The sequence below is a fragment of the Paenibacillus arenilitoris genome, assembly GCF_014705655.1.
GTDB classification, from domain to species: domain Bacteria; phylum Bacillota; class Bacilli; order Paenibacillales; family Paenibacillaceae; genus Pristimantibacillus; species Pristimantibacillus arenilitoris.
This window is the reverse complement of sequence record NZ_JACXIY010000009.1, coordinates 66,483-81,474: the sequence shown is the minus strand read 5'-3', so window position 1 is coordinate 81,474 and position 14,992 is coordinate 66,483. Positions and strand designations below refer to the sequence as shown.

The 14,992-nt window shown below is 58.9% G+C and carries 13 protein-coding genes; 1 reads left to right on the top strand and 12 read right to left on the bottom strand.

Features of this window, described 5'->3' with window-relative positions:
• Nucleotides 1-110 precede the first annotated feature (110 nt).
• The 7 genes from IDH41_RS07375 to IDH41_RS07345 form a co-directional block, all read right to left on the bottom strand.
• Complete coding sequence (locus IDH41_RS07375) at nt 111-1,250, bottom strand: glycosyltransferase family 4 protein (protein WP_190859654.1); 1,140 nt, start codon at nt 1,248-1,250, stop codon at nt 111-113.
• Nucleotides 1,251-1,353: 103 nt separating this feature from the next.
• On the bottom strand, nt 1,354-2,064 hold the full coding sequence (locus IDH41_RS07370) for a WecB/TagA/CpsF family glycosyltransferase (RefSeq protein ID WP_190859756.1): 711 nt from the start codon (nt 2,062-2,064) through the stop codon (nt 1,354-1,356).
• Nucleotides 2,065-2,122: 58 nt separating this feature from the next.
• Nucleotides 2,123-3,274 (bottom strand): polysaccharide pyruvyl transferase CsaB, encoded by a 1,152-nt coding sequence (gene csaB, locus IDH41_RS07365; protein ID WP_190859652.1) that lies wholly within the window; start codon nt 3,272-3,274, stop codon nt 2,123-2,125.
• A complete protein-coding gene (locus IDH41_RS07360; RefSeq protein ID WP_190859650.1) occupies nt 3,238-5,385 on the bottom strand; it encodes a DUF5693 family protein in 2,148 nt (715 codons plus the stop codon). The genes csaB and IDH41_RS07360 overlap by 37 nt, the downstream gene beginning before the upstream one ends.
• Nucleotides 5,386-5,423: 38 nt before the next feature.
• Nucleotides 5,424-7,148 carry a phospho-sugar mutase gene (locus tag IDH41_RS07355; protein ID WP_190859648.1) on the bottom strand — a complete coding sequence of 575 codons (1,725 nt, stop codon included), beginning with the start codon at nt 7,146-7,148 and terminating at the stop codon, nt 5,424-5,426.
• A gap of 34 nt (nt 7,149-7,182) precedes the next feature.
• Complete coding sequence (gene fabZ / locus IDH41_RS07350) at nt 7,183-7,614, bottom strand: 3-hydroxyacyl-ACP dehydratase FabZ (protein WP_190859646.1); 432 nt, start codon at nt 7,612-7,614, stop codon at nt 7,183-7,185.
• A gap of 183 nt (nt 7,615-7,797) precedes the next feature.
• The gene (locus tag IDH41_RS07345; RefSeq protein WP_190859644.1) at nt 7,798-8,331 is read right to left on the bottom strand and encodes a CDP-alcohol phosphatidyltransferase family protein; all 534 of its coding nucleotides are present in this window, start codon (nt 8,329-8,331) and stop codon (nt 7,798-7,800) included.
• 245 nt (nt 8,332-8,576) lie between these two features.
• On the opposite strand from IDH41_RS07345, the gene IDH41_RS31905 reads away from it, so the two are divergent.
• Entirely contained in the window at nt 8,577-10,790 is a 2,214-nt protein-coding gene (locus IDH41_RS31905) for an Ig-like domain-containing protein (RefSeq protein ID WP_190859642.1), read from the top strand.
• 445 nt (nt 10,791-11,235) lie between these two features.
• Here IDH41_RS31905 and IDH41_RS07335 read toward each other — a convergent pair whose 3' ends face one another.
• The 5 genes from IDH41_RS07335 to spoIIID form a co-directional block, all read right to left on the bottom strand.
• The gene (locus IDH41_RS07335) at nt 11,236-11,550 is read right to left on the bottom strand and encodes a DNA-directed RNA polymerase subunit beta (RefSeq protein ID WP_190859640.1); all 315 of its coding nucleotides are present in this window, start codon (nt 11,548-11,550) and stop codon (nt 11,236-11,238) included.
• A 17-nt stretch (nt 11,551-11,567) separates the two neighbouring features.
• Entirely contained in the window at nt 11,568-12,410 is an 843-nt protein-coding gene (locus tag IDH41_RS07330; protein WP_190859639.1) for a flagellar hook-basal body protein, read from the bottom strand.
• A 28-nt stretch (nt 12,411-12,438) separates the two neighbouring features.
• Nucleotides 12,439-13,302 (bottom strand): flagellar hook-basal body protein, encoded by an 864-nt coding sequence (locus IDH41_RS07325; RefSeq protein ID WP_190859637.1) that lies wholly within the window; start codon nt 13,300-13,302, stop codon nt 12,439-12,441.
• A gap of 173 nt (nt 13,303-13,475) precedes the next feature.
• Nucleotides 13,476-14,468, bottom strand: coding sequence for a rod shape-determining protein MreB (mreB, locus tag IDH41_RS07320; RefSeq protein ID WP_190859635.1), 993 nt, complete (start codon nt 14,466-14,468; stop codon nt 13,476-13,478).
• A 124-nt stretch (nt 14,469-14,592) separates the two neighbouring features.
• The gene (gene spoIIID / locus IDH41_RS07315; protein ID WP_190859633.1) at nt 14,593-14,880 is read right to left on the bottom strand and encodes a sporulation transcriptional regulator SpoIIID; all 288 of its coding nucleotides are present in this window, start codon (nt 14,878-14,880) and stop codon (nt 14,593-14,595) included.
• Nucleotides 14,881-14,992 lie beyond the last annotated feature (112 nt).

Here is a 14,992-nt window from a genome sequence, read left to right as displayed (position 1 = left end):
CAGAAAAGTTCTGTACTGTTTTTATCGGTCAGCGGCTTCCATTTTTTTAGGCATGCAAGTAAAATGGAACAAAAAAATGCCCCGAGTTCCAATTGGAACCGGGGCACTTGTTATTTCGAACGCGTCTCCTGCGTCACCTTCAATCTCAACATGCGGTTCAGGAAATTAATGAGAGGCCTCCGCGTCTTGTCGACGATGCCGGTGATCTCGGCGCCGATTTGCAGGCAGAACATCAGCATGCAGATGACGGCGAAGGTGATCCAGTTGGCCGCGCTCGATTGCACGACGGCCGATTGAATGATCGCGAGCGCGCCGAACACGGCGGCGACGCCCCAGATGATCAGGACGGTGCGGCGGTGGCTGAAGCCCAGGTCGCGCAGGCGATGGTGCAGATGGCCTTTGTCCGGCGCGAAGATCGGGCGCTTGTTCACCCAGCGGCGCACGATCGCGAAGAACGTATCCGACAGCGGCACGCCGATAATGAGCAGCGGCGTCACGAACGATACGATCGTTACCTGCTTGAAGCCGAGCATGGACAGCGTCGCGAGGCTGAAGCCGAGAAACAGCGAGCCCGAGTCGCCCATGAAGATCTTCGCAGGGTGGAAATTGAACACGAGAAAACCGACGATGCCGCCGAGCAGCAGCGTGCTGAGCAGGATGACCGGCTGGAAGCCCATGAGCGAGGCCATCACGACGATCGTCGCGATCGCGATGCCGGACACGCCCGCCGCGAGCCCGTCCAAGCCGTCGATCAAGTTAATGGCGTTCGTCACGCCGACGATCCATAGAATCGTAAGCGGAATGCTGATCCATCCGGCAATCGGCTGCATCGACTCGCCGAACGGAATGTTCAGCAGGTCAATCTTGACGCCGAAGCCGAACACGACGACGCATGCCGCCGCAAGCTGGCCGAGCAGCTTCACTTTGGCCGACAGCTCGAAGCGGTCGTCCAGCGCGCCGAGAATAATAATGATCGTGCCGCCGACGAGCAGCGCGTTGATCATGTTCGAATCCTGCGCGCGAAGCAGGCCGTCCGGAAGGAACGGCGACAGGATGAAGTAAGCGGCTACGAATGCGATATAAATAGCGAGACCGCCAAGACGCGGCATTATGCGCGTATGTACTTTGCGGTAATTGGGCTTGTCGATGGCGCCGACCTTGAACGCGAACCTCTTCACGAGCGGCGTTAGAGCGAGAGCTAATACGAGTGCGGTAATAAAACCAATAGTATACAGCAAGCCGACAGGCATGTGTGCAACTCCCCTTTTCTTTCTACCGAAGTGAATTATACTCCGATTGAAAAAGAAACTCCAATCCCGTTTTCAACCGATTTTCACGGATTTTACGAGATTTTTACGGCATAGCCCGAGGTTTTGTTACGTTTTCTTTGTCGCGAAGCACTTTCACGACGAATTTCGGCAGCGCGAGCATTCTTTTGTACCGCTTCGGCTCCTGCAGCAGACGGAACAGCCATTCCAGCCGCAGCTTCTGAAAGAGCACCGGGGCCCGCTTCAGCTTGCCCGAAATGACGTCGAAAGAGCCGCCGACTCCCATGACCAATGGGACGCCGAGACGCTTCTTATACTTGACGATCCACGGCTCCTGCGTCTCCGCTCCGCGCGCCACGAACAGCAAATCCGGCTCCGCCGCGCGGATAGCATCGATGACTTCATCGTCCTGCTCCGGCCCGAAAAAGCCGTTGCGGCTTCCGACGATGCGCACCTGCGGGTATTGCAGCTGCAGCTTCTCCGCCGCGCTATCGATAATGTCCTGCGAGGTGCCGAGCAAATAAACCCGCCACCTGCGCGGTTCCCCCTGCTGAAGCAGTCGGTTGATCAGCTCGATGCCCGTCACGCGCTCCGTCACCGGATTGCCGGCGAACTTGGCCGCCCAAACGACGCCCGCGCCGTCCGGCACGATCAGGTCCGCGCGCTTCATCATCTCGGCGTACTTCGGATCGTCGACCGCCGACATGACCATGATCGGGTTGGCCGTAATGACATGCGTCAGCCGTTTTTGCTCTATTGCCACCGTTAAATAGTCTACCGTCTCGTCCATGGACATTTTGGAGAACGGGATGCCGTAGATCGGCACCGTTGGTATTGGTTTCTGCAAGAGGAAATCACCTCAATAGTGTATGACGAAGCAATTGTACGATTTGTTGCGCCGGCCTCTGCGATTGCCGCTTGAGCTCGTCGATCGCCGGCTTATGCACGGCCAGCCATCCTTCCCGGTCCGCAAGCAGCGAACACGCCGCGTCCGCGAACGCTTCGGCGTCGAGTCGATCGGTCGTGCCGATGGGCGCCTGTCCCAATCGATGAAGAAACTGATCGATCTTCGGGTCGTAGGAGAGGCCAAGCATCGGCACGTATTGGTTGGCCGCGTAGATGAGCGCATGGAGGCGCATGCCGAACAAAGCGTCGCACCGGCTGACCGCCAGCAGCATCTGCTGGGGGTCGTCGCCGGGCGCGGCCAGCTCGGCGGACGATTCGTCGCCGAGCCGGCCGCGAAGCCGTTCCATCACCTGCTCCGACGTCTCCGTGTCGGACGGGGTGTGGAACGGCAGGAAGCGCAGCCGCACGGGCATGCGCTTCGACAGCGCGACCAGCGCTTCGGCGGCGCGCCCGAGGTCGGCGCCGTCGCCGCGCCAGCGGCGCAGGGAGACGCCGACGACCGGCGGCTCCCCCGCGCGGAGCGCGCCCGGGTCCGCCGATGCGGCGCCCGCCGGCAGCGGCAGCCCCATGACCGGATCGGGAACGACCTCGATCCGGTCCGCGGGGACGCCGATCCGCCCGAGCAGCGCGGCGGATTCGGCGTCCCGCACCGACACATACGCGCTGCGCTTCATGACGCCGCGTATGAGCGGGTCCATCCAGCGGCGGTTGACGGGGCCGATGCCCTGGGAATAAGCGAACGTCGGCTTGCCCAGCAGCTGCGCCAGCTTCATGACGCCCGTGTAATACGGGATCGTCTTCGCGCTGGTCGCATCCTGCAGCAGGCTGCCCCCGCCGCTGATGAGCCCGTCGCTGCCCCGCAGCGCCTTCCACAGGTCGCCGGGATGCATCCGCCGGACCGACTCGACGCCGTACATCCGGCTCGTCCACGCCGGATCGCCCGACAGCACGACGGGCTGAATCTCCACGCCCTGCTCGCGGCCCTGCTCCTCCAGCGCGAGCAGGATCGACCGAAGCACCGCTTCGTCTCCGCTGTTGTTGAAGCCGTAATAACCGGAGATGACTATTCGACGAACTTGCGGACGATTGCCGGTGCCCATTTGCGCAAAGCCCCTTCCACGATCTGCCAAGCCAGAATCAGAATGCAGCCGATAATAATGCCGACGCCGAGGCCGAGAAGAACGCGAATGACCGAAATGAAGAGCGGCGTATGAATATGCGCGAACGTATCGACCATCGAGAGCTGGCCGATCGAACCGACGATGACGAGCAGCCATGCCGCGCGGTACCGCAGCGACAGGAACAAGCCCAGCAGCAGCAGCGGATGCGCCAGCAAAAATTCTTTAAACCGCGGCCGCACGCCGAACGTCGACTCGAGCCAGCCGCGGATGACGAGCTCGATGGACGAGACTTGTCCGGCATTGCCGGTACGCGACAAGTAGTAGTAGCCGACGGCGCCGATAACGGCCGCGAGCACGATCCACGTCAGCGTGATCGGCTTCGACAGAATATCGCGCACCTTGCCCATCGACAGCTGGCCGTTATAGAGCAGCACGTATACGGCGACAAGCGCGATCGGAGCCAAATGCAGCAGGCTTACCCCGCGGAATTGTTCCAATACGAGCATGTACGTAATATTGTTCAGCAGGCCGAACACGAGCGGAACGGCCATAAGCGAAATTAACGTTGCGACGACGAACCAGGTCAGCGCGATGCCGAACCGGCGGCCGAACGACATGGCCGGGAACACCCACTTCATCTTGCCGCCGTTGTCGTACACCGCCCCCGGCTGATGCAGCGCGTTCACGGTCTTGCTGCGGCCGACCGACCAGTTCGGTCCGCCGATCATGCGGCGCTCCCCGATCGTGCGCGAATAGATGCGGTTCATGACCCAAACCAGACCGAGCGTCGGCGCGCTGATGGCGGCGCCGAGCGCCAGCGCCTGCTCCATCGTGGAGCTGTTGAGCACGTATAGTCCCGCGCTGCCGACAAGGCCGAGCAGGAAGACCGGCAGATAGACGCCCGGTATAAACGCCCCTACCATCAATGCGATGATCGCGATCGCCCCGATCGCGACGACGCCACGAAGCGGCTTCGCCCACGAAGGCTGCTCGAACGCGAACGGCTTCGGATCGCCCGGCGCGAACCCGGCTTCCGTCATTTGCGCCACCAGACCGTTCTCGCCGTCGAGCGTTTCCGCGAGCTTGTCCAGCGAGTGAACGAACTTCGCTTTCTCCGTGTTCGCCTCGATCGAGCCGTTCAGGAAGAACATGCGGATGTTGCGGTCCTTCGCGGCGAGGAGGAAACGGTCCGTTATCGCTCCCGGCGACATATCGAGCCCGTCCTTCTCGGAGAGCGAATACAGCCTTACGACATTATAATTTGTAAGATATGCTAATTTATTTATGCCCTGCTGCGGTTTTTTCAAGTTTTCGATCGCGGCGAGGCCGATACCGTATTTGTCCAGCAGCTCCCCGAAGCCGTCGAGGCTCTTCAGCTCGGCTTGGTCGGAAGCGCCCTTCACCTTGTCCCCGTCGAACAGGACGCGATTGACGCCGTACTCCTCCTTCAATTGCCCGAGAAGGGCGTCCATCTCCTCCTGATCGTACGGACGCATCCGGTCCGAGAATCTGGGAAGAACGCGAAGGCCGGCAGCCCGGATCGCGTCAAGCGACATCGGATCGAACGTCATCGTCTTCATGACCGATTCCGCGACCGGAAGTTCGACGACGATCCCGTTCCGGCCGCCGTACGACCAGTCGGAGTAGGCGACGTCGATATGATCGAACGCCTCGCGGACGATCGGTCCGATCTTCTCTTCTTCTTCGGGGCCGTTAAACAAAATATAAGTGAAATTTTGTCCGACCGGTTCGAACTTGCCCTGAAGCAGCGCCGCGTCCCGCGAGCTGTAATACGTCAGCCTTCCCGATTGCACGAGCTCCTTCAGCGAGCTTTCGTACACCGCCATCGTCGTGACGCCGGCTTCCGCCAAAAGCTCCAGATGCTCGGCCAGAAACTGCTGCGGCTTAGGCTGCAGCTCCGCCACCTCGACGATGTCGCGGTAATCGAACACGTACTCGACTTCCTTGGAGCTTCTCTCCGTGTCCATCCGGACGGCGCCGAGCGGCAAAGCCGCCGCGACGCCGATCAATGCAATGATCCATAATGCCAGTCTTGCCCACCGATTCCACTGCTGCCATCGTACAAGCACGTAAATCCTCCGTTCTAAAGCGGTTCGCTATCGTTTCGTTATGCGCTGCGGTCTACCCGTTCCATGACGGCCGTCTTGAGCGATTGAAGCGCGGAAGCGGATGCCTCCTGCGAGTCTCCCTTAACCGCAAAATAAACCTTGATCTTCGGCTCCGTGCCGGAAGGCCGCAGGCAGAACCACGAGCCGTCCGCAAGCGTGAACTTCAGCACGTTCTCCGGGCGAAGGCCGTCAAGGCCGCCCGCGTAATCGAGCACGCCCGTCACTTGGACGCCGGCGATATCCTTCGGCGGGTTCATGCGCCAGTCTTCCATGATCGCGCCGATTTTCTGCACGCCGTCAAGTCCCTTGAGCGTGCGCGATTCCAAGCCTTCCAGGTAGTAGCCGAACTTCCCGTACAGCTCCAGCAGCACGTCGTACAGCGTTTTGCCTTGGCTCTTGTAGTAAGCGGCCGCCTCGCAGATCAGCAGGGAGGCGACGACCGCGTCTTTGTCGCGGGCATAGGTGCCGGTCAAATAGCCGTAGCTCTCCTCGTAGCCGAACAGGAAGGAGCGCTCGCCCGTCTGCTCGTACTGCGTCATTTTCTCCCCGATATATTTGAAGCCCGTCAGCGTGTTCTCGACGGCGGCGCCGTAGGAACGCGCGATCTCCGCGCCCAGCTCGCTCGTGACGATCGTCTTGACGACGATGCCGTTATCCGGCAGCTGCCCGCGCTCCTTCAATTGGCCGAGCACGTAATCGACCATGAGCGCGCCGGACTGGTTGCCGGAAAGCACGACGTACTCGCCTTCGTTGTTCTTGACGACCGCGCCCATCCGGTCGGCGTCCGGGTCGGTGCCGATAATGATGTCCGCGTCGACCTGCTGCCCCAGCTTGATTGCCAGCGCGAACGCCTCGCGTTCCTCCGGGTTCGGCGACTTCACCGTGCTGAAGTAGCCGTCGGGCTGCTCCTGCTCCGGTACGATGTGCACGTTCGTGAAGCCCGCCTGCGCAAGCGCTTCGCGGACCGGCTTGTTGCCCGTGCCGTGGAGCGGCGTGAAGACGACGCTGCACTTGCCGCCGAGGCCGCTCTTCAGCAGCTCCGCGTTCAAGCTTTGCGCCACGATCGTGTCGACGAACTTGCGGTCGGCCTCTTCGCCAAGCCAGCGAAGCAGTCCCTTCGCCTCCGCCTCTTCGCGGCTCATGCGCTTCACTTCGTCGAAGCCCGCGATGCCGCCGATCGCCGCGATGACCTCCTCGGCCTGCTCGGGAATGAGCTGGCAGCCGTCGGCGCCGTACGCCTTGTAGCCGTTATATTCCGGCGGGTTATGGCTCGCCGTAATGACGACGCCGCTGGACGCCTTCCGTTCGCGAACGGCGAACGACAGCTGCGGCGTCGGACGAAGCGACTCGAACAAATAAGTCGTAATGCCGTTGCCCGCAAGCACGAGCGCCGCGTCAAGCGCGAACTCCGGCGAGTTGTTGCGCGAGTCGTGCGCGATGACGACGGACGGAGCGGATCCATCCGCGGCGCCGGCCAGCAGCCAGTTCGCGAGCCCCTGCGTCGCTTTGCCCACCGTGTAGGCGTTCAAACGGTTCGTGCCCGCCCCCATCACGCCGCGCAAGCCGCCCGTGCCGAATTCCAGGTCGCGGTAGAACCGATCCGTAATTTCCTTCTCTTGGCCGGCAATGCCGCGGAGCTCTTCCTTCGTCGCTTCATCGATAAGCGGATCGTTCAACCAAGCGTCATATTTTGCGTTAACGGCAGCATTCGTAGAATTCGTCATTATTACCAGCCTCTTTCCTTATTAAGAATTTGAATTAAGAAGGATCGGACAAAGCGAACATAAGCTCCCCTTCGGCGACGACCTGATCGCCCACCTTAGCCACGGCTTGTCCTTTGCCGATCGGCCCTTTCAGTCTCGTTATCTGCACCTCCAGCGTCAAAGTATCGCCAGGCTTCACCTGACCGCGGAAACGGAAGCCGTCGATGCCCGCGAAGAAGCCGAGCTTGCCGCGGTTCGCCTCGACCATCAGCATCGCGACCGAGCCGACCTGGGCAAGCGCTTCGACGATCAGCACGCCGGGCATAACCGGATAGCCGGGGAAGTGGCCGACGAAGAACGGTTCGTTCATCGTTACGTTTTTGAGACCGACCGCCCGCACCCCCGGTTCGACTTCCAGAATCCGGTCGATGAGCAGAAACGGAGGACGGTGAGGGATAATTTCCTGAATTTGATTAATATCGAGCATGCGAGAAAAGCCCCTTTCGGATGCGATTTGGTATAAAAACGGGTTGTTTGAGCGAAACTATAGCTATCCTTCGTGAAACTGCAGTTCATGAAGGTTAAGATAAGGGGCCCGGCGGCTTTGGACCTGAAGCGTCCGCCGTCTGGCCTCTTTGTTCTTTCGTTCCGGGCTTAGGCGCCGGGCGGCTCACGAATGACCCGGCGGCGTCTCCGTCGCCGACTTGTTGAGCGTCTTGAACATGACGACGTACATAATGGAAGTAACGAACGAGAAGCCGATGACCCCCCACAGGAACGAATGGGCGTACGGCACTTCAAAAAAGATGAGCATGATTGCCACATAAAACAGTACGGTCGTGAGCTTCCCCATCCAATTGGCCGGCACCGTCTTCTTTCCGCGGAAATGGTAATAAAAGCCTCCCGCAATCATCCCGAGATCGCGCAAAAACATCGCCGCGGCGGCCGCCCAGGAAACATGGCCGGATACGAGCAGCGATACGATTACCGTAATCATCATCAGCTTGTCGGCGAGCGGGTCGAGCATCATGCCGACGCTCGTCACCTGGCCGCTTCTCCGCGCGATATACCCGTCGAGGACGTCGGTAATGCCGGCGGCGACCATGATGAGGAAGGCGGGGATCATATGTCCATTCATGAAAACCGCTATGTATACGGGAATTAAAACAAAACGAAGGCATGTCAAAAGATTCGGCAGATTCAAACGGTCACGCTCCTCTACCTGTTGCCGGCCGCTCCCGGCTCCCAACTATTATACAACTACCTTCCCCAAAAATAAAACTTTTGTGCCCGCGAAACCGTTAGAATTCGCTCACGGATTCGCTTCGGACGCGGCTTTCACAAAAATTTTATTTACAAATTATCCCTCAAGCCTTCACTTTCGCCTGCCAAAATCCGTTAAAGAACTTGAACAATATTCATTTTCATCGCGGAAAGGATAGGGATGTAGTGAACTTTAGATTACGCTTCAAGAAGCTGGCCGGAGCAGGGAACCGATGGCTCGCCTCGACGCTCGCGCTCGCTCTTCTGCTGACGTCGTTGTCCGGAACGGCCTATGCCGCGGACGACACCGTCACCGGGATCGAATTCGATTACGACGAGACCGATTACAATGACGGAAACGCCTCGCTCGAGGTGTTCGTCGAGGACGACAAAGTGAACGTCTCGCTGCTTGCCGATATTTCCGGCGCTTCTTCGAAGAAAGACGTCACGGCCGAAGCAACTTGGAAATCGTCCAACACTTCGTACGTCAAAGTCGACAAGGGCGCGCTGACCGGCATCGGCTCGGGCACGGCCACGATTACCGCCACCTACAAGGGCTTCACGGCTTCCATTAAAGCGAAGTCCGATTACGTATACGACAGCGTCAAGCTGCTCCAAGGCAGCGCGGAGGCCCCTTCCAGTCTCGACATCGAGCTCGGCGGGTCGCTGACGCTCGCGCTCCAAGGAACCAAAGATAACGAGACGGAGACCGTAACGGACGACGCGGCCTGGTCGACGTCCAATTCCGCCGTCGCAACCGTCAGCGAAGGCACCGTCACGCTGGTCGGCGCGGGCACCGCGACGATTACGGCCAAGCTGAAGGGCAAATCCGATGCCATCCAGCTCAAGGTTACGTCGCCGTACAAGTCGATAGCGATCGACGGCGACGACATGACTAGCGACAAGCTGCTGGAGCTGGAGGTTGGCGCCGACGACAAAACGCTTGCCGCCTCCGTCGCGGCCAAAACCGGCGAGACGCTGATCGTCACCGATACGGCCAAATGGACGAGCGGCAACGAGAAGGTCGTTACCGTCGACAAAGGCGTCGTCACCGCGACGGGCGCCGGCAAGACGACGATCGCCGTCTCTCTGCTCGGCGTGACGGCTTCCATCGACGTCGTCGTCCGGACGCCTTATCAATCGATCAAGCTTACGCCCGAGAAGGAATACCATATGCAGCTGCAGGACGAACCGCTTCAGCTGATGGCGGAAGTGCTCAGCAACGCGAACGAAATCGAGATCGTTACCGATAATGCGACTTGGACGTCCTCGAATGTCGTGGTCGCCACCGTCGAGAAAGGCAAGGTAACGCCCAAAGCGGTCGGCACGACGAAAATAACCGCGACGCACAAGGGCGTCAGCCGCAGCATCGACGTCACGGTATACCCGAGCATTACCGAGCTGAAGATCGAAACCGAAGCGATCGACGGTTTCGCCGGCATTAGCGGCGATCTGCCCAAAGTGACCGCGAAGCTGTTCGACGGCACAGAGGCCGACGTGTCCAAGCTCGTAACCTGGACGTCCGGCGACGAGGAGATCGCCGTCATCGAGAACGGCAAGTGGTCGGCGAAGGCGATCGGCGTATCCGTTCTGACGGCGAGCGCGCAGGGGTTCGAAGCCGAAGCGACGCTGACCGTTCACGTGAAGCCGCTCAAGCTGATCGCGGACGCGAAGGAAATGAGCGTCGTTCTGGGTAAGGAAACGGCGTATCCGGCCGTTACCGTCATTAATGAAGACGGGGAGGAAGAGGATGTATCGGACCGGGTCGGCTGGAAGAGCTCGTCCGACAACATCGTGCTGAAGGAAGATACGGTCAAAGGACTGGAAGCGTCGAGCGTAACGCTGACGGCGACCTACTTGAACAAAACCGTATCCGTTAAAGTGAAAATCGAAGAGGAAATCGTGAAGCTCGAGGTCGAGCCCGCGTCGATCGAGCTTACGCCGGGCAGAACGAAGACCGTGAAGATTACCGGCTATTACAAAAGCGGCAAGAAAGTATCGCTCGGCTCCAAAATGAACTGGGAATCCGGCAATATCAATATCGCGACCGTACGCAGCTCGTCCGTCAAAGCGGCGGCCGTCGGCACGACCAAGCTATCCGGCTCTTACCAGGGCAAGCCGGTCGTTATCCCGGTCGTCGTCTCGCCGAGGCTGAAATCGCTGACGCTCTCCACCAAATCGATTCAGCTGGCGCCGGGCGCAACTTACGCCGCCAAGCTGCAAGCCAACTTCACGACCGTCAGTCCGGCTGATGTAACGGATACCGCCGTCTGGACGACCTCCAAGGCCAGCGTAGCTACGGTCGCGAACGGCAAAATAACGGCGCTCGGCAAAGGCACCGCTTCGATCAAAGCGGTCTACGCCGGCAAGAGCGTCACGATCCGGGTGACCGTGAAGTAACGGTAACTTTTCCTTGGTAAGCGGTGCTGCCCTCCAACCACCTATCCAAAGGCTGTCATCGTCCGGCCAGTCGTCAACCAAAAAGCCTGCGATTGTGCAGCCTCTGCTCCATTAATGAGGTTGCCGAATGAAATGCCTGCGAATGTACAGGCATTCCGGGACGGGAGCCTCCTATCGAGCTAACCAAACGAAAAAAGATGCGCATTCGCATGCATTTGCTCCGCTGCATGCATGAAGTGACCGAAAGCCTGCACGTTTGCAGGCTTAAGCGCGAGACGCGCTTCCTGGGACAGCTCGCGCGGCACCGGCGGCTTAGGCGCGAGACGAATCATTTGCTCGAGAAGAGGCGGCAACAGACCGAAAACCAGAAATGGCGGTGCAGGGATAACCCTGGCACCGCCATTTTCTTATTCATACTCTTCTGATCAAGCAAACCGTTAACCGGTTAGGACTCGGCGAACACCAAGTCGTACAAATGCTTCCATGTGGACCAGCTGAACACGTCCGTCTTCGGTCCGTTGCCGAATATGACGTAACCGATATACAATCCCGCAATAAGCATAATAAGCATTATGAGCGGCACGATGCTTTTGCGCAAAATCCACAGCAGCATCTTGACCCCATCGGGCCGTTGCTTCTTATTCGGGGCCCCCTCGGCTTTCGCGCGCCCCGCGCGCTTCTGCCTAACGGCAACGCCGTCTTCAGCTTGACTTACGACTTCGCCGGGTTGGCGGTCGATTCGTTCGTCGGCCATACTCATCATCATCATTCCTGTTCTTATGCGCGCAAGCCGTTTGCCAGCTGCATCATCGTGTCGCTTGACGATAGCGCTCTCGCCGCCAATTGATAGGCGCGCTGCACATTAATAAGCTCGGTCATCTCGTCCGTCAGCTTCACATTCGACTGCTCCAGGTAGCCTTGGCACAGCTGGATGAGATTTTGCGAATCGGGTACGATCCGCTGAACGACATCTCCTACGTTAATCCCGTTCGCGACGACAAACAGATTATCCGACACGGCCGTTAATGCGGCAGGTCGAGTCGCCTGCAGCAGCTTGATGCTGCCGAGCTCCCTCGTCTCGCCGGAGGAGACGCCCAGCACCGTTCCGTCCGGATTAACCCGCAGATTGAACCCTTGCGGCACCACGATATTGCCTTCCACCATAAGGCCCGTATCCGGATCTTCGACCATCGCAACGACCGGATATCCTTCTTCCGTTGCCAAAATGGTATCACCGTTTGCCCCGACCGTCAACTGAAACGCCCCGCTTCGCGTATAGCCGCGGTTGCCGGCAGGGTCGACGGTGACCTCGAACATGGCGTTTCCTTCGATAGCGATATCGGTATCCTTCTCGGTTCCCTGCAGCGGCCCCTGCGTCAAATTCGGCTGCACCATCGTCATTCTCGCGCCCCAGCCCTGCGTGAAATCCATCGGCGTCAGACGTCCCGGCTGGTTGAATGTATCCGGCTGCCGCCTCAGGTTGGTCAGAAGATCCTCGAAGGTCGCTTCCTTTCGCTTGTAACCGACGGTATTCACGTTCGCGATATTATCCGCCAGCAAATCGAGCTTCGATTGCAGCGCGTTCATCGATACCATCGCATTAATCATGGAACTGTTCATTGCCCGTGGCCCTCCCTGCTTCTTCGCCTTAGATGCGGCCGACGTCGTTGACGGCTTTATTCAAGCTTTGATCGTAAAATTGGATGACCTTCTGGTTCGCTTCGTAAGCGCGCAGCGCCGACATCAGATCGACCGCCGCCTGGGCGGCATCCACGTTCGAACGCTCCACGTAGCCCTGCCTCACTTCGACCCGCTCGCCCGGCGCGATGGCCGCCGCTTCCCCGTCGTCGTTCGCGAAGCGGAAGTTGCCGTTCCCTTCGCGAATCAGCTCGTTCGGGTTATCGATGCGGCTGATGAGCAGCTGAACCCCGATGTCGTTCCCGTCCGGATCGACGAAGCGCCGATCCGGCGTAAGCAGCAGCCTCTCAAGCCCGACGCCCGGCGGCATCTGAATCGGCGCCCCGTCCGTGCCGAGCACGCTCGAACCGTCGCTCGACATCAGGAAGCCTTCCTCGGTCAGGGAGAAGCTGCCTCCCCGCGTATACCGGACTTCGCCGTTCTGGTCCTGCAGCGTGAAGAACGCCTGCGGCTGGAATGTCACTTCCCCGTCCTCCGCCACGTACTTGCCCGAAGCGTCGAAGGCGATGCCGTCCATCTCGATGTTCGAAATAAGCGCGAAGTCGGACGAATTGTTCGTCTGCATCAAATCGCCCTGCAAGTGAATGGACAGGCTCTCCTCCGCGAACACGCCGCTCGTCCATCTGCCGACCGTCTTCGCGTGCTCCTCTCCGGCGCCGGTCAAAGACAGCAGCATTTCCGGGAAAGAGCGCGTCACCGCGTTCGTCTGTTTATAGCCAGGCGTATTCAAGTTGGAAATGTTATTCGTCACCGTATCGTGCCTGCGCTGCTGGGAAATCATGCCCGACGCCGCGGTGTATAACCCTCTAAGCATATACTGCTACCTCCTAGGATGCTTTCAAACGAATTCCTTTTATGTATGTTATCGGTTGAAAGCAAGGCTGCCTGAATAGCTTGTCCTGCGACCTGCGACCCATTCACGCCTCGGCTGCGCCCCCCAATGGCTCCCTACCCGCGCAAATGTTCGTTTCCCAGGCCGCCGCCGTCTTACTTCTTCCCGAGCTTGTCCAAATTATCGAGCAGTATGCCCGTCCCTTTCACGACGCAGTGCATCGGATCTTCCGCGATCAGCACCGGCACCTTCAGCTCTTCGGCCAGCAGCGCGTCAAGGCCGTCGAGCAGCGCGCCCCCGCCCGTCAAGATGACGCCGCGGTCGATAATGTCCGCCGACAGCTCCGGCGGCGTTCTCTCCAGCACCGACTTGGCCGCCGATACGATCGACATGACCGGATCCCACAACGCTTCGCGCACCTCGCCCGAACGGATCGTGATCGTCAGCGGCAAGCCTGAAACCATGTCGCGGCCGCGGATGTCGATCTCGTCCCGGCGTCCGTTCTCGATGACCGTTCCGATCTTGATTTTGATGTCCTCGCTCGTCCTTTCGCCGATCAGCAGCTTGTACTTGTTTTTGATAAACTTCATGATCGCGTCGTCGAACTTGTCCCCCGCGACCTTAATGGAGGAGGCGGTCACGACGTCGCCCATCGACAACACGGCTACGTCCGTCGTGCCCCCTCCGATATCCACGACCATATTGCCGCTGGGCTGGAATATGTCCATTCCAGCCCCTATCGCGGCTGCCTTCGGCTCCTCTTCCAGAAACACTTCCTTCGCGCCGCTGCGCTCCGCGGCTTCGCGGATCGCCTTCTGCTCGACGGACGTAATGTTCGCCGGCGCGCAAATCAGAATACGGGGACGGCTGAACCACTTCCGGCCTTCCACGCGATCGATGAATGCCTTAAGCATAATTTCCGTAATTTCAAAGTCCGCAATAACGCCGTCCCTTAGCGGGCGGATCGCGACGATATTGCCCGGCGTGCGGCCTACCATCCGATGCGCTTCTTCTCCGACGGCCAGCACTTTCTTCGAATCGCTTTCAATCGCGACGACTGAAGGCTCATCGAGCACGACGCCTCTACCCTTCATATGAATGGATACATTCGCCGTACCTAGATCGATCCCGATATCCTTGCTCAACATAAGGCTTAAGTCCCCCAACGAATAATGTTAACGTTACGTACGATTGGCTCCCTTGACAAGGAAACCGCTAACGTTCATTATTCGCCAAAAACGACAAAATTCCTCTATAATTCGAGAAAAAACTTCACGCCTTGCCTGCCGCCATCACTTCCCGCTTCTTCGAGCTCGTTTTCTTGTATTTGATCTTGGTCGCTTCTCCTCCTCTCAGATGCCGGATCGATTTGTGGTACTCGAGAATGTGCTTAACCTGATCGGCCAGATCGGGGTTTATTTCAGGAAGCCGCTCAGTCAGATCTTTGTGCACCGTGCTTTTGGACACACCGAATTCCTTGGCGATCGTTCGCACCGTATGCTTCGTTTCAACGATGCAGCGGCCTATTTTAATGGTTCGCTCCTTGATGTAATCGTGCACGTTCCCGCCTCCCTACTCGAGATAGTTTGGTACATTATATGAGTCGAGCGGGTAGATATTCGTTGTGGCCAAGCTTGACAGGCCCGAATGGGAATAATTTTTCATAAAAACG

Excerpts from the sequence above, each read along its gene's own strand:
- IDH41_RS07375 (WP_190859654.1), bottom strand. The coding sequence starts at position 1,250 with ATGCCTGTCGGCTTGCTGTATACTATTGGTTTTATTACCGCACTCGTA.
- IDH41_RS07370 (WP_190859756.1), bottom strand. The coding sequence starts at position 2,064 with ATGTCCATGGACGAGACGGTAGACTATTTAACGGTGGCAATAGAGCAA.
- csaB (WP_190859652.1), bottom strand. The coding sequence starts at position 3,274 with ATGGGCACCGGCAATCGTCCGCAAGTTCGTCGAATAGTCATCTCCGGT.
- IDH41_RS07355 (WP_190859648.1), bottom strand. The coding sequence starts at position 7,148 with ATGACGAATTCTACGAATGCTGCCGTTAACGCAAAATATGACGCTTGG.
- fabZ (WP_190859646.1), bottom strand. The coding sequence starts at position 7,614 with ATGCTCGATATTAATCAAATTCAGGAAATTATCCCTCACCGTCCTCCG.
- IDH41_RS07335 (WP_190859640.1), bottom strand. The coding sequence starts at position 11,550 with ATGAGTATGGCCGACGAACGAATCGACCGCCAACCCGGCGAAGTCGTA.
- IDH41_RS07330 (WP_190859639.1), bottom strand. The coding sequence starts at position 12,410 with ATGAACAGTTCCATGATTAATGCGATGGTATCGATGAACGCGCTGCAA.
- IDH41_RS07325 (WP_190859637.1), bottom strand. The coding sequence starts at position 13,302 with ATGCTTAGAGGGTTATACACCGCGGCGTCGGGCATGATTTCCCAGCAG.
- mreB (WP_190859635.1), bottom strand. The coding sequence starts at position 14,468 with ATGTTGAGCAAGGATATCGGGATCGATCTAGGTACGGCGAATGTATCC.